Source organism: uncultured Lactobacillus sp., from assembly GCF_944327175.1.
Classification (GTDB): domain Bacteria; phylum Bacillota; class Bacilli; order Lactobacillales; family Lactobacillaceae; genus Lactobacillus.
Window position 1 is genome coordinate 51,090 of sequence record NZ_CALVGT010000058.1, and the last position, 16,217, is coordinate 67,306.

General features: G+C 52.1%; 17 protein-coding genes and 2 pseudogenes. 16 read left to right on the forward strand and 3 right to left on the reverse strand.

The window, feature by feature from the left end:
* Positions 1–15: 15 nt before the first annotated feature.
* The 10 genes and pseudogenes from Q0J41_RS07935 to Q0J41_RS07980 form a co-directional block, all read left to right on the forward strand.
* Positions 16–573 (forward strand): NUDIX hydrolase, encoded by a 558-nt coding sequence (locus tag Q0J41_RS07935; RefSeq protein WP_296228199.1) that lies wholly within the window; start codon positions 16–18, stop codon positions 571–573.
* Positions 574–576: 3 nt separating this feature from the next.
* Positions 577–795, forward strand: coding sequence for a hypothetical protein (locus Q0J41_RS07940; RefSeq protein WP_296228201.1), 219 nt, complete (start codon positions 577–579; stop codon positions 793–795).
* 19 nt (positions 796–814) lie between these two features.
* Complete coding sequence (locus tag Q0J41_RS07945) at positions 815–1,513, forward strand: 5'-methylthioadenosine/adenosylhomocysteine nucleosidase (protein WP_296228203.1); 699 nt, start codon at positions 815–817, stop codon at positions 1,511–1,513.
* The gene (locus Q0J41_RS07950; RefSeq protein WP_296228205.1) at positions 1,513–2,676 is read left to right on the forward strand and encodes a cysteine desulfurase family protein; all 1,164 of its coding nucleotides are present in this window, start codon (positions 1,513–1,515) and stop codon (positions 2,674–2,676) included. Before Q0J41_RS07945 ends, Q0J41_RS07950 begins: the two co-directional genes overlap by 1 nt.
* Positions 2,677–2,730: 54 nt before the next feature.
* Positions 2,731–3,072 (forward strand): DUF1831 domain-containing protein, encoded by a 342-nt coding sequence (locus Q0J41_RS07955; RefSeq protein ID WP_296228207.1) that lies wholly within the window; start codon positions 2,731–2,733, stop codon positions 3,070–3,072.
* Positions 3,073–3,076: 4 nt separating this feature from the next.
* The gene (gene mnmA / locus Q0J41_RS07960) at positions 3,077–4,204 is read left to right on the forward strand and encodes a tRNA 2-thiouridine(34) synthase MnmA (RefSeq protein WP_296228209.1); all 1,128 of its coding nucleotides are present in this window, start codon (positions 3,077–3,079) and stop codon (positions 4,202–4,204) included.
* Positions 4,205–4,304: 100 nt separating this feature from the next.
* Positions 4,305–4,964 (forward strand): histidine phosphatase family protein, encoded by a 660-nt coding sequence (locus Q0J41_RS07965; RefSeq protein ID WP_296228211.1) that lies wholly within the window; start codon positions 4,305–4,307, stop codon positions 4,962–4,964.
* On the forward strand, positions 4,964–5,620 hold the full coding sequence (locus Q0J41_RS07970) for a tetratricopeptide repeat protein (RefSeq protein ID WP_296228214.1): 657 nt from the start codon (positions 4,964–4,966) through the stop codon (positions 5,618–5,620). The genes Q0J41_RS07965 and Q0J41_RS07970 overlap by 1 nt, the downstream gene beginning before the upstream one ends.
* 10 nt (positions 5,621–5,630) lie before the next feature.
* A complete protein-coding gene (locus tag Q0J41_RS07975; RefSeq protein WP_296228216.1) occupies positions 5,631–8,021 on the forward strand; it encodes an ATP-dependent RecD-like DNA helicase in 2,391 nt (796 codons plus the stop codon).
* Between the two features lie 119 nt (positions 8,022–8,140).
* A pseudogene (locus Q0J41_RS07980) lies at positions 8,141–8,341 on the forward strand (pyridine nucleotide-disulfide oxidoreductase); the annotation flags it as partial.
* Between the two features lie 54 nt (positions 8,342–8,395).
* Here the strand turns inward: Q0J41_RS07980 and Q0J41_RS07985 are convergent.
* The 3 genes from Q0J41_RS07985 to def form a co-directional block, all read right to left on the reverse strand.
* Positions 8,396–10,075 carry a ribonuclease J gene (locus Q0J41_RS07985; protein WP_296228218.1) on the reverse strand — a complete coding sequence of 560 codons (1,680 nt, stop codon included), beginning with the start codon at positions 10,073–10,075 and terminating at the stop codon, positions 8,396–8,398.
* Positions 10,065–10,298, reverse strand: a complete 234-nt coding sequence (locus Q0J41_RS07990; protein ID WP_270448174.1) for a DNA-dependent RNA polymerase subunit epsilon — start codon at positions 10,296–10,298, stop codon at positions 10,065–10,067. The genes Q0J41_RS07985 and Q0J41_RS07990 overlap by 11 nt, the downstream gene beginning before the upstream one ends.
* A gap of 179 nt (positions 10,299–10,477) precedes the next feature.
* Positions 10,478–11,032 carry a peptide deformylase gene (gene def / locus Q0J41_RS07995; protein ID WP_296228223.1) on the reverse strand — a complete coding sequence of 185 codons (555 nt, stop codon included), beginning with the start codon at positions 11,030–11,032 and terminating at the stop codon, positions 10,478–10,480.
* Positions 11,033–11,253: 221 nt separating this feature from the next.
* On the opposite strand from def, the gene typA reads away from it, so the two are divergent.
* The 6 genes and pseudogenes from typA to Q0J41_RS08025 form a co-directional block, all read left to right on the forward strand.
* Positions 11,254–13,125 (forward strand): translational GTPase TypA, encoded by a 1,872-nt coding sequence (gene typA, locus Q0J41_RS08000; protein WP_296228225.1) that lies wholly within the window; start codon positions 11,254–11,256, stop codon positions 13,123–13,125.
* 99 nt (positions 13,126–13,224) lie between these two features.
* Positions 13,225–14,427 carry an FtsW/RodA/SpoVE family cell cycle protein gene (locus tag Q0J41_RS08005; protein WP_296228227.1) on the forward strand — a complete coding sequence of 401 codons (1,203 nt, stop codon included), beginning with the start codon at positions 13,225–13,227 and terminating at the stop codon, positions 14,425–14,427.
* The gene (locus tag Q0J41_RS08010) at positions 14,417–14,758 is read left to right on the forward strand and encodes a YlbG family protein (RefSeq protein WP_296228229.1); all 342 of its coding nucleotides are present in this window, start codon (positions 14,417–14,419) and stop codon (positions 14,756–14,758) included. The genes Q0J41_RS08005 and Q0J41_RS08010 overlap by 11 nt, the downstream gene beginning before the upstream one ends.
* Positions 14,755–15,306 carry a 16S rRNA (guanine(966)-N(2))-methyltransferase RsmD gene (rsmD, locus tag Q0J41_RS08015; RefSeq protein WP_296228231.1) on the forward strand — a complete coding sequence of 184 codons (552 nt, stop codon included), beginning with the start codon at positions 14,755–14,757 and terminating at the stop codon, positions 15,304–15,306. Before Q0J41_RS08010 ends, rsmD begins: the two co-directional genes overlap by 4 nt.
* Positions 15,307–15,801 carry a pantetheine-phosphate adenylyltransferase gene (gene coaD, locus Q0J41_RS08020; RefSeq protein WP_296228233.1) on the forward strand — a complete coding sequence of 165 codons (495 nt, stop codon included), beginning with the start codon at positions 15,307–15,309 and terminating at the stop codon, positions 15,799–15,801.
* A pseudogene (locus Q0J41_RS08025) lies at positions 15,791–16,217 on the forward strand (PDZ domain-containing protein); the annotation flags it as partial. The gene coaD and the pseudogene Q0J41_RS08025, both read left to right, overlap by 11 nt.

Consider the following 16,217-nt stretch of genomic DNA (forward strand, 5'->3'; position numbering starts at 1 on the left):
GCAAAGGAATGACATATGGATTTAAAGGAAACTGAAATTTCAACGAAGGAGGCTTTCCACGGTAGCTTCATCAACCTGCGTGTTGAAAACGTGATGCTGCCAAATGGGAAAACCGCCTCTAGAGAGCTGGTAGACCACCGGCCTGCCGCCGCGGCCATCTGCATCAACGACGAAAAGAAGATGCTTCTGGTTACGCAATGGCGGGAAGCAATCAAGCAGCTGACTCTCGAAATTCCAGCCGGAATGATTGATGCTAGCGACGTAAGTCCCTTGGATGCAATGAAGCGGGAGTTAAATGAAGAAGGCGGCCTGAAAGCCGAATACTGGGAAAAGGTTGCCGAATTCTACACTTCACCAGGATTTTGCAATGAAAAGCTGTACCTCTTCTACTGTGACACGCTCAGCCCAGTGACAAACAAACTGGATCTGGACGAGGACGAGTTTTTGACAGCAGAATGGTACAGTCTTGAAGAGTTAAAGAACCTGTTGACAGAGGGCAAAATTGTCGATGCAAAGACCATTTATGCTATTTCCATATGGGAAAACATGCTGCTGACCGGTTCAGAAGGTTAGACTATGACAGAGAAACGTTCCGATTACCGCCGCCGCCAGGCAGAGCAAGCAGAAAAAGCAAATAGACAGGAAGCAGCTGATTCAGCTGCTTTTCCTGCTTTTAAGCAAGACCGGGACCAAAAGAACCTGAAGGCAGAAAGGCTGAAAAAAAGGCTAAATTTTGCTATCCTGGTCGTGTGTCTCTTGATCATCCTGGTTTGGGTGATTTTATTGAAATTTTAAACTGAATTGAGGATTACCGATGAAAATTGCAATCGTTGTGCCAATGGCTGAAGAAGCTGAATTTTATCATCAATACTTTTCCTCAGGTAAAAAAGAAATGTTCGGTTCAACTGAATTCGAGCATTTTTCCGTTGCCGGCAACGATCTTTACCTGGGCTTGACCGGGATCGGCAAGGTCCAGGCGGCCATGAACCTGACCAGCCTCCTGGCCAAGGAAAAGATTGACTTGGTCATCATGACCGGGTCAGCCGGCTCTTTGCAAAAAGAAGTTCAGCGGATGGACCTGGTTTTGCCAAGCGAATTTGCCTACCACGATGCCCACAATACTTCAGCGGGCAACTATGTTGAAGGGCAGATCCCGCAGGAACCGGCCCGCTTCAAGCTGGCCTCCAATGAAAGAGACAAGTTCAAGGAATTTTTGGCCAAAAAGGGCATGGCCTACAAGGAAGGCCTGGCCGTGACCGGGGACTCCTTTATTTCCTCCCAGACGCAAAAAGATGAAATTCTGGGTAATTTTCCAACTGCCCTGTGCGTGGAAATGGAAGGGGCAGCCTTTGCCCAAGTGGCCTACCACTTTAACGTTCCTTTGATCGCCTTGCGGGCTATCTCTGATAATGGGGATGAAGATGCCGACAACGACTTTGAGGCCTTTGTCAGAAAGGTTGGTGCCCAGGCGGCAGAACTGATCGTGGAATATTTGAGGGAGAATGATTTTTAATGAAGCAGGTATATCTTGACAACGCGGCAACCACGCCGATGTCACCGACCGTCATTGACGTGATTGCTGATGAAATGGCCAATGACTTCGGCAATGCCTCCAGCACCCACACCCTGGGCCGGAAGGCCCGCAACAGCGTGGAAAAGGCCCGGCACACCATCGCCCAGGCGATCAATGCCAAGGACCAGGAGATTATTTTTACCTCCGGCGGTTCTGAAAGCAACAACACGGTAATTTTTGGCGTGGCAGAAATGCAAAAAACAATTGGCCGGCACTTGATTACGACCAAGATCGAACATGAATCAGTCTTAAAGTCCATGCAGCACCTGGAAGAGATGGGTTACGAGGTGACCTACCTGGACGTGGACAGAGACGGTCACATTTCCCTTGACCAGCTCCGCGAGGCCATCAGACCAGACACGATTCTGGTCTCAGTCATGGCTGTCAACAACGAAGTCGGCAGTATCAACCCCCTCAAGGAAATTGGCCAAATCGTCAAGGACAGCCAGGCCTTCTTCCATGTTGACGCTGTCCAGGGCCTGGGCAACATCGACCTGGACGTAGAAGAAATGGGAATCGACTTTATGTCGACTTCAGCCCACAAGATCAACGGGCCGAAATTCCTGGGCTTCCTGTATGAAAGAGACGGGATCCGTCTGCCAAACCGGATTTACGGCGGCGACCAGGAACTGAAGCGGCGGGCCGGTACGGAAAACGTGCCGGGTATTGCCGGCTTTGGCCAGGCCGTAGCGGAAGTTCAGGCAGAAAGCAAGGCTGACCTGCAGGCCAAGTACACTGATTTCCAGAAGATCATCCTCAGCCGGCTGGATGAGAGCGGGGTGGCTTATGAGGTTAACAGCCCCTTGACCGGCCTGGTTTCCCACCATGTCTTGAATCTCCGTTTAAACGGTTTGTCCACTTATGTCCTTTTGGCCAACCTGGACCTGGCTGGCTTTGCTGTTTCAGGCGGGTCGGCTTGCACGGCCGGCAGCCTGACCCCGTCCCACGTTTTGACGGCCATGTTTGGCCAGGATTCACCAAAGGTCAGCGAATCGATCCGGATCTCCTTTGGCCGCTACAACACGGCTGAAGAAGTGGAAGCTTTCGCGGATGCCCTGGTGAAGGTGGCCCGCAAGCTGCAGGACCGGAAGCGGGAAGACTAAATAGTTGCTTTTTTTACGGAATGTACTTACAATTAATAAGCGAGGTTTTACTTTATGGCTAATACTGTGATAATCAATGGCGACAAGCGGAAGTTTATGCTTAACCCAGACGTGAAGCTGTATGCGTTGATTGACGCCGGCTTCCAGAAGACCCCCCGGGGCAACTTTGTCTACGAGCACCCACTTTACAACGAATCGCCTTACAACGCGACAACTAAGCTGAAGATGACGATCAAGAGCGACTTGTCCGGCTTGACTATGGTTGTTACGGATCCAAGCGGCCTGAAGAAGGTAAACATTTTCAAAAACAAGCAGCTGGCTCCGACGGTTGAACTTTTGGACTATATCTTGAAGGACCTGGAGGAGCGGAAGATTTTAAGCGAAGTGAAGGATTGATTTAATGGTTGACAATAGCAAGATCAGAGTCGTTGTCGGCATGAGCGGCGGGGTCGACTCCTCTGTGTCGGCCCTCTTGCTTAAGCAGCAGGGCTACGACGTCGTCGGCGTTTTTATGAAGAACTGGGATGACACCAATGATGATGGTGTCTGCACGGCAACTGAAGACTACGAAGACGTCAAAAAGGTGGCCGACAAGATCGGCATCCCTTACTATTCGATCAACTTCGAAAAAGAATACTGGGAGCGGGTCTTCCAATACTTTTTGAAGGAATACAAGGCTGGGCGCACGCCTAACCCCGACATCATGTGCAACACCGAAATCAAGTTCAAGTCCTTCCTGGAATATGCCCTGGACCTGGACGCGGACTACCTGGCCATGGGCCACTATGCCAAGACCATGGTCGATGAAAACGGGGTAACCCACATGATGCGGCCAAAGGATGGCAACAAGGACCAGACTTACTTCCTGAGTCAATTGACCCAAGAACAGATCAAGCGGGTCATGTTCCCCCTGCAAGATTTGACTAAGCCGGAAGTGCGGCGGATTGCTGAAGAAGCCGGCCTGGTCAACGCCAAGAAGAAGGACTCAACTGGGATCTGCTTCATTGGGGAAAGAAATTTCAAGCACTTCCTCAGCGAATTCCTGCCAGCCCAAGGCGGGGACATGGTGACCCCGGACGGGCAGGTTGTCGGCCAGCATGCCGGCCTCATGTACTACACGATCGGCCAGCGGCAGGGCCTGGGCCTGGGTTCAACCAAGGAATCTACTGCTCCATGGTTTGTTGTCGGCAAGGACCTGGAAAAGAACCAGCTGATCGTTGAGCAGGGCTATGACAGCCCACGCCTTTACGCTGACCGCCTGCAGGCTTCCGGCATGACTTTCTTTACCGGCAATCCTGACCAGGACACGGAATTTAAGGCAACTGCCAAGTTCCGCTACCGGCAGTGCGATGTTGGCGTTACGGTCAAGTACCACGCGGCCAGCAAGACGGCTGACGTCTACTTTGACGAGCCAGCCCGGGCAGTTACTCCGGGCCAGGCTTTGGTTTTATACAATGGCGAGGAATGCCTGGGCGGCGGAAACATTGACGCTGCCTACAAGGATGACAAAAAGCTGCAATTAGTTTAATGGCAAGGCCAAGTCCCAGTGGACTTGGCCTTGTTCGTGTTTCGGGGAGGCCGTCTTTTGCTATAATAAATAGCGATAGTTACGAGAGGCGATAAAAATCATGGAAATATATTTTGTAAGACATGGCAAGACTCAGTGGAACCTGGAGCAGCGCTTTCAGGGTGGACAAGGCGATTCAAAATTATTGCCGGAAAGTTTGGCCGACATTGAGAAGCTGGGACGTTATTTACAAGGGAAGCATTTTAAGGCGGTTTACGCCAGTCCCCTGGACCGGGCAAGAATGACGGCCCAAGGGCTGATGGACGCGGCCGGGATCCGCCTGCCCCTGCATATCGATGAACGCTTGAGGGAGATGAACCTGGGCAAGCTGGAAGGGATGAAGTATGCTGAGGCTGAGAAGCTCTACCCCCAGGAAATCGACAATTTTTGGAACCACCCGGACAAATACGACAGCAAGGTCGTAGAGGGTGAAAGCTATGAGCATGCCATGGCCAGGGGCCTGGACTTCGGCCGGGAAATGGCCGAGAAATACCCGAAAGCCGGCGACAAGGTCTTGGTGGTCAGCCACGGGGCAGTTTTGTCAGCAATCATGGGGGCGCTTTTAGGCTATGACCTAGCCAATCTCAGACAAAACGGGGTTATCTACAATACCAGCGTTTCAGTCTTGGCAAGCCAGGAAAAGGGCCCAGCCTTCAAGCTGGTCAAGTGGTCAGACGTTACTCCATTGGAGCATAAAATGTCAGAAACGGATGGTTTGTAATGGATCAGAAGATCAATCAGCTTTATGAAGAAGGAAAAGTCGACCAGGCAATTCATGCCTTGATTGAAAAAATCGACCATAATCCCCGGAAAACTGACAATTACCTGCAGCTAGCCACTTACCTCCTGGACCAGGGCAGCGCTGAGCAAGCCAGAGAGCTCTTGACCAAGGCCCGGGGGATCGCGGAAGACCCCCAGGCCTTGACCTATGACCTAGCGGTTTGCGACTACGCCCTGGGCGACTTTGACCAGGCCCTGGCCCGCCTGGCCCAGATTCCGGATGATGACATGACCATGTACCAAAAGGCCCTGGTCTACCTCAAGCTGGGCCAGAGCCAGAAGGCCCTGGCTTATGCCCTGTCGATCAAAGAAAGCGACGACCGGGTAAAAGAACTCATCGGTGACATCTGGCTGGCTTTAGGAGATTTGGCGGCAGCCCGGGTCAGCTACCTGGAAATTGCTGCAGGGCAGAGAACAAGCAAGCTGAACTTTTTGCTGGGTCTCACTTATTTTAGCCAGGACCGGGACAAGGCGGAAGAATTTTTGGCCAAATCCAAAGAGCAGGATCCCAAATATTACCAAAAAGCCAAAGACCAGTATGAATCCCTGCTGAAGCTGCTAAGCCAAGGAAAGGCAGGGGCAGGTAAAGAAGAATAAGGAGCGGGAAATGACCGAGTTTAGCGGTGAAGTAAAGAGCGTAATTTATGAGAATGCGCAAAATATGTACAAGATCTTGCTGGTCGCCGTAAGTCAGCCTCTGGCCGGCTACGACGATGATGAAATCAAGGTGACGGGGACCTTCGGGGACCTGGAGCTTGGCCAGGAATACAGCTTTACCGGTGAACTGGTCACCCACCCCAAGTACGGCCTGCAGTTTCAAGCGACTGGCTGCCAGCCGGCCCTGCCGAAAGAGACTGGCGGGGTGGTCAAGTACCTGTCTTCTGACAAGTTTCCTGGCATCGGGCCCAAGACGGCGGAAAAAATCGTTGACCAGCTGGGCAGCGGGGGCTTAAAGAGCTTGCAGGCTGATCCAGCCTTGATCGCCAAGCTGGATCTTTCCCAAAAGCAAAAAGACAGCCTCTTGTCCGGCCTGGCCCAGATGGATTCCTTTGACGACCTGGCTATGACTTTGGCCAGTTACGGGATTCCTCGCAAGGTGGCCGGCCGCCTCTACCAGAAGTACCATGACCAGACCTTGAAAAAGCTACAGGCCGATCCCTACCTGCCTTTAGGCGAAGTGACCGGCTATTCCTTCAAGCAGGCCGACCACTTGGGAATCGGCTTTGGAATTGTCCTTGACAGTCTGGAGCGGGCTGATGGCAGTATCCTGGCGGTTTTGCTCCAGGCCTTGACCATGGAGGGGGAAACCTACCTGGAACTGGAAGAACTTTTGCCAGCCGCCAAGGAACTGACAAATATAAATTTTGACCGCCTGGCAGAAGCAGTTAACGACCTGCAGGACAAGAAGAAGGTCGTCGTGGAAGAAGGCCGGGCCAGCCTGCTGGCCCCATTTCAAGTGGAAAGCGAGATCGTGACCGACCTGGAAGACCTTTTAGCCAAGGGCAAGGAAGCGGACTACCGGGAAAAGGACTTGGACCAGGCCATCAAGCGGGCCGAAAGGAAGCTGGGGATCAGCTATGACCCTGAGCAAAAGCAGGCCATCAAAAACGCGGTAACCAGTCCGGTCTCCATCCTGACTGGGGGACCCGGGAGCGGGAAGACGACCATCATTGACGGGATCTTGCTGGTCTTAAAGGACCTGGCCGACATGGACGAAGAAGAAGCTGAAGAAGCGATTCTCCTGGCCGCGCCAACCGGACGGGCAGCCAAGCGGATGGGGGAAGTCACCGGCTATCCGGCCAAGACTATCCACCGCCTCTTGGGCCTGGGGATTGACAACAGCGAGGAAATGGAACTGAATGACTTGGAAGGGGAGATCTTGATCGTTGACGAAATGTCCATGGTCGACATCTACCTCTTTGAAAAGCTGCTCAGCGCCATCAGCAATGTTCACCACCTGGTCTTTGTCGGTGACAAGGACCAATTGCCATCCGTCGGGGCGGGGAAGGTTTTCGCTGACTTGATCGAGGCGGACTTCATTCCGACCTGCCAGTTGCAGGTGGTCCATCGGCAAAAGGACGATTCAACGATCATTCCCCTGGCCCACGCGGTCAACGAAGGAGCCAACCCGGCTATTCTCTTGCAAAAGACGGCCAGCTACTCCTTTATTCCTTGCCGACCCCATGCCGTGCCTAGTGCCGTCGAGCAGATCACCCAGGCAGCCTTAAAGAGCGGCTTTGCGGCTGACGACATCCAGGTTCTGGGGGCCATGTACCGGGGCGACGGGGGGATCAACAGTCTGAACGACACTCTCCAGTTAGTGATCAACCCGGAAAAGGGCAATGATAAAGCAGTTGCGGCCCATGGTGAGAACTTCCGCCTGCATGACCGGGTCCTGCAGCTGCAAAATGACCCGGAGCGGGGGATCTACAACGGCGAGATTGGCAAGGTCGTGGCCGTTGACCCGGAAATGCTGGAAGACGAGGATGACGAAGTCAAGCTTTTGGTCAATTTTGACGGCAAGGAAGTGGCTTACACGCAGGCGGACTTGAATAACCTGACCCGGGCCTATGCCATCACCATCCACAAGTCCCAGGGGTCAGAATTTCCTTTGGTCATTCTCTGCTTAACTATGCAGAACTATATCATGCTCAAGCGCAATCTTTTGTATACGGCCATCACCCGGGCTTCCCAGAAACTGGTCATGGTCGGAGAAGAGCAGGCTTTTGCCCAGGCCATGCGGGTCAAGGGCAATGAGCGGCGGACCAATCTGGTCTGGCTCTTGAAGGACCGCTTTAAGCCAGAAGAACAAAGTAAGCAAGAGAGTAGTGACTCTACAGAGGATGCGCTTGATAAAGAAGAAAAAGCCGATGACTACATCTTGACCGGGGCCCGGATCAGGCGGGCGGAGATTTCCCCCATGGTCGGCATGGAGGACCTGGTTCAGGGATGCAAGAACCTGGCGGAAATCGTTCGGACCAAGGGGCCAGGTGCCTAACTTAATAAAGTTTTTGACAGAAAGACTGGCTTGACCGGTCTTTCTTTTTTGTCCAAAATTAAGAAAGTTACTTTTTGTAAGTAAAGTACTGACAATGGAAGGCAGATGGGGTTGAAACTGACAGCCGGGGCTTGTTCAAGGCCTTGGTTGACCCGGCAAGCGGGCAAATCCTGGGGGCTAGCCTGTATGGCCTGGAATCCCATGAACTGATTAACCAGATCGCCCTAGCTATGAAGGCCAAGCTGCCTTACAGCTTCCTGCGCGACCAGATCTACACCCACCCAACCATGAGCGAGGCCTTCAACGACCTCTTCAAGTAGTAAAAATGGCGTAAAAAAAGAACTCCGGAAGGAGTTCTTTTTTGCTATCAAGCTTTATTTCTTTTCGATCAGCATTGGCAGGATCATCGGCCGTCTTTCAGTGCGGGAGTAAAGGAAATCCTGCAGGTTCTCAACGATCGCCTTGCGGATTTCGCTGTCCTTAGGCTTGTCGCTCTTGGCCATTTCCGTCTTCAAAACATGGTAGACGTGCTTCTGGGCCGCGTTGATCAAGTCCTGGGATTCACGCATGTAGACAAAGCCCCGGCTGAGGATGTCAGGACCAGCCAAGACCCGCTTGTGCTTGTAGTCAACCGTGGCAACGGCTACTACCAGCCCTTCTTCAGACAGGATCTGCCGGTCGCGGACAACGATGTTGCCGACGTCAGCTGCACCGGAAGTATCGACAAAGACGTCCTTGACATGGATGTCGCCGGCGATTCTAGCCCCGTCAGGGCTGAAGCAGACCACTTCACCGTTCTTCAAGACGAAGGTATTTTCTGCCGGCACGCCTGCTTGCTGGGCCAGGTGGGCGTGGACAACCTGCATCCGGTATTCACCGTGCACCGGGATCATGTACTTCGGCTTGGCCAGTTCGACCATCAGTTTCAGTTCTTCCTGGCCGCCGTGGCCGGAAGTGTGGACATTGTTGACCCGGCCGTGAACCACGTTGGCTCCGCCTTCCATCAGCTTATTGATCAGCTGGTTGACACTCAAGGTGTTGCCTGGAATCGGGTTGGAGGAGAAGATCACGGTGTCGTGCGGCTTCAGCTTGATCTGCCGGTGGGTGCCATTGGCAATCCGGGAGAGGGCAGCCAGGGGTTCACCCTGGGAACCGGTACAGAGGATCATAACCTTTTCCGGTGGCAGGGAGTTGATCGTTTCAGCATCGACGATCAAACCTTCCGGCACATCCAGGTAGCCTAGGTCGATCCCGTTTTGGATCCCGTTCTCCATGCTCCGGCCAAAAATCGCCACCTTGCGGCCGGTGTCGATCGCGGCTTGAATAGCGGTTGACACCCGGTAAAGGTTGGAAGCGAAAGTGGCGAAGATGATCCGGCCCTCAATGCCGGTGATGATGTTGTGCAAAGAGCCGGCAACAAAGCGTTCAGACTTGGTAAACTGCGGCACTTCCGCGTTGGTTGAGTCGCTCAAGAGGGCCAAAACGCCTTCTTCACCCAGCTGGGCCATTCTCTGGAAGTTAGGGGCTGGCTGGTTCATGACTGGGGTTAAGTCGAACTTGAAGTCACCGGTGAAGACAACCGCGCCCAACGGCGTGTGAACGGCAATCCCCAAAGTGTCGGGGATTGAGTGGGTGGTTCTGAAGAAGGTCACCTTCAGCTTGTCAAAAGTCAAAACCGTGTCTTCGTGCTCTTCATGCAGCTCGGTCCGGTCCAGGATCCCGTGTTCTTCACACTTGCTCTTGATCAGGGCCAAGGCAAAAGGCGTGGCGTAGACTGGAATTTCCGGAATCTTTTCCAGCAGGAAGGGAATCCCGCCGATGTGGTCTTCGTGGCCGTGGCTGACAACCAGGGCCTTGATCTTCTCCCGGTTCTTGACCAGGTAGGAGTAGTCAGAGATGACATAGTTGATCCCCAGCAGCTCATCTTCCGGGAACTTGATGCCGCAGTCCATGATGACGATTTCGTCTTGGTATTGGACGCAGTACATGTTACGGCCGATTTCGTGTAATCCCCCGATCGCGAAAACGGCAACTTCGTTTTGCTTAATCTTCACTGTCAGTTTGGCCGAAGGCAGTCAGCTTGAAGTCAGCGTGTTCTTGTTCGTACTTCAAGGAGTTGCCGGTTAATTCTTGGATGAGCTCGATGTTGTAGGGGGTGTTTTGTTCAACGAGGGCTCTGGCTTGGACAACGTTGTCAGCTTCCATGTAGAGAGTCTGGGTTGTTTCTCTGCGTGGGTTAACGATCTTGTCCTTTTGATATAAAACTTTGTAGATCATAAAAAATCTCCTTATTGTTTAATTGTAATTTGATCTCTGTTTGAGAAATTTTGACAAAAATACTCAATAGCTAATTAAAGTTTAGCATAATTAGAAAAGCAAGTATAGAAACATACTTAATCAAAGGAGGCAAAAAAAGCCCAAGCCAGGACGAAGCGGGCTGGCTTGGACTCTTGGGCCTAGTAGATGACGATGGTGTCTTCATCCAGGGCAAATGGGTTTTCCTTGTTGATCCGGTCGTAGAAGAGGTGGCCGTTCAAGTGGTCAATTTCGTGGCCAGAGACGATGGCTGGGTAGCCCTTGAGGCGGATGGTCTTTTCCTCGCCGTCAACGGTCCAGTAGTGAATTGTAACCTTGTTTGGCCGCGGAACGTAGCCGTCGATGACCTTGTCAACGCTTAGGCAGCCTTCGCCTTCGCCCAGGCAGGTCTTGCGGACGGATTCAGAGATGATTTCCGGGTTAACGTAAACTTCCTTAAAAATGATCTCCCCCTTGTCGTCTGGCACAAGCAGGGCAGCCATGGACACGCCTTCGCCGACCTGCGGAGCAGCCAGGCCGACCCCGGCCCGGAGCTGGTGCTTGGCGGCAATCTTCGGATCTTGTGAGTTTACCAGGTATTCCATCATGTCATCGGCCAGCTTGCGGTAGTGGTCTGACAAGGGAAAAGTCAATTTTTGCGCAACTTGCCGCAAAACGGGATCGCCGTCGCGGACAATATCTTTCATTAAGATCAATTTGGATTCTCCTTTTAAATTATTCGCTAATATATTTTTACCACAAAAACGCCCGCTATGGTTAAACATTCTCTGAAAAGCCTATGTAAACTAAAGGAAATTTGTTGACCAGGCCCAAGAGTGGTTGTACAATAGATGATTGTAAAAAATATAAACTGATTACTTCGGCCAGCCTACTATCTAAGGCTAAAGGGAACTGTGCTTTTGTCACAGTTCTTTTTATGAGGAACGGGGAGGAAACATTTTTGGCAGATCAAAAGAGAAGAGAAAACATCAGAAACATCGCGATCATCGCGCACGTCGACCACGGTAAGACTACCCTGGTTAACCAGCTGCTTAAGCAGTCAGACACTTTACCAGAACACATGAACCTGGAAGACCGGGCAATGGACTCCAACGCCATTGAACGTGAACGTGGGATCACGATTCTGTCAAAGAACACCGCGGTCAGCTACAAGGGCACGACCATCAACATCCTGGACACCCCAGGCCACGCCGACTTCGGTGGGGAAGTTGAACGGATCATGCACATGGTCGACGGTGCCCTGCTTCTGGTCGACGCTTACGAAGGCCCAATGCCGCAGACTCGTTTTGTTTTGCAAAAGGCCCTGGAAGCTGGCGTTAAGCCAGTTGTTGTCGTTAACAAGATCGACCGTCCTGGTGCCCGTCCAGTTGAAGTTCTGGATGAAGTCCTGGAACTCTTCATCGAACTTGGCGCTAACGACGAACAACTTGAATTCCCAGTTGTTTACGCTTCTGCCTTGAACGGTACTTCCAGCTACTCAGACGACCCGGCCGACCAGGAAGAAACCATGGACCCGGTCTTCGACACGATCATCAAGGCCATTCCGGCGCCGCTTGACAACGAAGACGAACCTTTGCAGTTCCAAATCACCATGCTTGACTGGGACGACTATGTTGGCCGGATCGGTGTCGGCCGCGTTTACCGGGGCAAGATCAAGGTCGGCGACGAAGTTACTGTCATGAAGCTTGATGGCTCCAAGCAAAACTTCCGCGTGACCAAGCTCTTTGGTTACTTTGGTTTGAAGAGAAATGAAATCAAGGAAGCCAAGGCTGGCGACATCATCGCCATCAGCGGGATCAACGACATCTTCGTCGGTGAAACTATCGCTTCCAAGGAAAACCCAGAAGCCCTGCCAATTCTGCGGATCGATCCGCCGACTTTGCAAATGGACTTCGTGGCCAACGACTCACCATTTGCCGGCCGGGAAGGTAGCCAGGTTACTCCAGCCAAGCTGGAAGAACGGCTTTTGCGGCAAACCCGGACTGACGTTTCCCTGAAGGTTGAGCCAACTGACCAATTGAACGCCTGGACTGTTTCAGGTCGTGGGGAACTCCACCTGTCCATCCTGGTTGAAGAAATGCGCCGGGAAGGCTTCGAACTGCAATTGTCCCGGCCAAAGGTTATCTACCGGGAAGTTGACGGGCAAATGTGCGAACCATACGAAGCTGTCCAAGTTGACGTGCCAGACGAATACGTCGGCTCAGTTATCGATGGCTTGTCCCAACGCAAGGGTGAAATGCAGAATATGGCTTCCAAGGGCAATGGCCAGACCCGCTTGGAATTCTCAGTTCCTTCCCGTGGTCTGATCGGCTACAACAACGAATTCATGTCTGCAACTGGTGGTTACGGGATCATGAACCACACCTTCAGCGAATACAAGCCAGTCGTTAAGAACTGGAACCCAGGCCGGCGCAACGGTGCTTTGGTTTCCATCAACCAAGGGCAGTCAACTACTTACTCCTTGCAGTCAGTTGAACAACGCGGCCAGCTCTTCATCGGTGCCGGCGTGCAAGTTTACGAAGGGATGATCGTTGGTGTATCTTCCCGTGACCGTGACATCGCTGTTAACGTAACCAAGGGTAAGAACTTGACCAACACCCGTGCTTCTGGTAAGGACCACGCGGCTGCCATCAGAACGCCAAAGACTTTAACTTTGGAAGAATCAATCGAATTCTTGAACGATGACGAATACTGTGAAGTAACTCCAGAAAGCCTGCGCCTGCGGAAGAAGATCTTGAACACTTCAGAACGGCAAAAGTTTGACAAGAAGAAGGCCAAGACCAACTAATTGTTAGCTTTTTAGTAAAGTCTCTCCCCCTATTTATAGGAGGAGGGGCTTTTTTGTTTTATAATGAAAAGCGACGATTATTTTTAGAAGGGGAAAAACGTGAAGAAAAATAAAGTTGCTGCCGCGGCTGCCAAAATAAAAGAGACATTCAAATATTTCGACTACCGGATCTTCATCGTCTACTTGCTTTTGATGACGATCGGGGTGATCGCTGTCTATTCAGCCAGTTCAGAAATCCTGCTGATCAACGGCTTCAAGGCTACGGTTTACGGGCAAAAGCAGCTCATTTACGCCTTCTTCGGGGTGGTAATCTGCCTGGCCTGCTACAGCATCAACCTGGATTACTTAAGGCGGGGCAAGCGGCTCTTGTGGCTGGTAATAGCCGTGTGGATATTGCTGATTTATGTCATTATTTTTGGTCAAGCGGTTAATGGGGCCAAAGGCTGGATCGATATAGGTCCAGTCAATATTCAGCCCTTGGAACTGGCCAAGCTGGTCTTAATTCTTTATCTGGCCCGGATGCTATCCAAAGCTGATGGATATCTGGTCCACGGGAAGATTATTTCGCGGCTCTTGCCTTCAGCTCTTATAGCTGGTTTTACCATGTTTTGGGTCATGATTGAGCCTGACTTCGGGGGGACAGCCATCCTTTTTTGCCTGGTCTTGATCATGTATTCAGTTTCCGGGATTCCGACCGGCTATGCTCTTTTGAGCTTGATCGGCATCACCATTCTGGTGGTTGGGGGCTTCAGCTTGATCGTGGCCTGGAACCCGAGCTTCTTGCAGGATGTTTACGTCTACAAGCGTTTTATTGCCTTCCTGCACCCGTTTAAGACGGCCGCCAATGAAGGGGCCCAGTTGGTTAATTCCTATTACGCTATCCACAATGGCGGCCTTTTTGGCTTAGGCTTGGGCAGCAGCATCCAGAAGCGGGGCTATCTGCCAGAACCTTACACCGACTTTATTTTGTCGATCATCACCGAAGAAGTTGGCTCTTTGGGGGCTTTAGTAGTTTTGGGTCTGCTTTTTTACCTAATGATTTTGATCATGGAGCGGGGGGTTAAAGCCCAGTCCCAGTACTCAACCTTGATCTGCTTCGGGGTGACCGCGATTATCTTTTTCCAGACTTTATTTAACGTTGGCGCGGTATTAGGCCTAATGCCGATCACTGGGGTAACTTTGCCCTTTATCTCTTACGGGGGATCATCACTCTGGGTTTTGTCGGCAGCCGTTGGCCTGGTCTTAAATGTGACCGCGGAAGAAAGAATCAGACAGGAGGCGCGAGTAGCGGATGAGTATTAACCACGAATTAGCAGAGCAGGAGATTCCCAGCCGGACCAGTCTGATCGTTTACCTGCGCAATGTCAACAACGACCAGTTCAAGTTGCGCCGGTTCGGGGACATCGTTTATTTTTCCAAAAAGCTGCACTATTTGATTCTGTATGTCAACGAGGACGAGGCCGAAGAGACGGCAGACAAGCTGCGGGCCTTCAACTTTGTCAAGAAGGTTGAATTTTCCCAAAATGACGCCCTGGACCTGGACAACCAGAAGATTGAGCAGCAGATCAACGACATGGCCAAGGAGGCCGAAGAGAAGTTAAATCAGACAGATAAAGAGGACTGGATCAAGTGAGAATCATTTCTGGAAAATACGCCAAGCGGAATTTGTTTACCCTCAAGAGCCAAAAGACCCGGCCAACCAGTGACAAGGTCAAGGAATCCTTGTTTAACTCCCTGGGCCAGTTTTTTGCTGGAGGAGAGGTCCTGGACCTGTACGCGGGCAGCGGGGCCTTGGGCATTGAAGCCGTCTCCAGAGGCTGCGAGCATGCAGTGCTGAACGACGTCAGCCGGCCGGCCTGCCAGATCATTAGGAAAAACGTAGACCTGACCAAGGAACCGGACCGCTTTGAGGTCTTCACCATGCCGGCGAAAGTGGCCTTGAAGGTCTTCGCTGACCAGGAAAGAAAGTTTGACCTGGTCTTTTTGGACCCGCCATATGCCAAGCAGCAGATGGTCAAGGATATGACGGCTCTGGCTTCCTTGGACCTGCTTAATCCGGGGGCAAAAATTGTCGTGGAAACTGATGAGCAGACAGATTTGCCGCCGGTTGCCGGCTTTGACCTTTTGAAAGACCACCATATGGGCAAGACGATCGTAAGAATTTACCAGAGGGCAGAATAGATGACGACAGCACTGTTTCCAGGGAGTTTTGATCCCATTACCAATGGACATATGGATACGATTGAGCAGGCGGCGAAGGTCTTCGACCGCCTCTTGGTTGTAGTGATGACCAACAGCTCGAAAAAGGCACTTTTCACCCCGGATGAGCGGGTGGACTTGCTCCAGGACGCGGTAAAAGAACATGGCCTGGCCAATGTTGAGGTCTTTGCCCGGCCTGGCCAGCTGACGGTCGACCTGGCCAAGGAATTAGGGGCCGGGGTTTTAGTTCGCGGGGTCCGCAATAGCAGCGATTTTCTCTATGAGCAGCAGATCGCCCAGCTGAACCGGGCCCTGGCCCCAGACCTGCCGACTGTGTTATTTATGGCAAAAGCGGCCAATAGCGCTTTGGCCTCGAGCATGCTGAAGGAAATCGCCATGTTTGGCGGCGATTTGGACCGCTTTTTGCCTAAAAAGGCCGCCAGAGCCTTGAAGGAGAAGCTGCAAAGTGAAAGTTAAGAAAGACGGACAAAGCAAAAAGTGGCGCCGGGCCCTGGTCGGCTTGTTTACAGTCATCCTGTTGGCCCTGGTCCTGCTTATGCCAACCAAATATGTGATTGAGGCGCCCGGGGATGCCCTGCCAGTCGGCAACTATTTAAAGACGACCGGGGTCAAGGCCAAGAACAATCTTTACTTCGTGACCGTGAGTGAGCGGCGGGCGGTTTTAGGCGACTATTTATGGTCCTTTACTCAGCCTTATGAAGACCGCCTGACCATGGATGAGCTAACCGGGGGTTCAAGCACGGAGCAATATGAGCAGCTGCAGGAATGGTACATGCAGACCAGCCAGCAGACGGCCATCTATTACGCGGCCAAGAAGGCCGGGCTTAAAGCCAAGTTGAAATACCAGGGCGTATATGTGATGGACCTGCAGT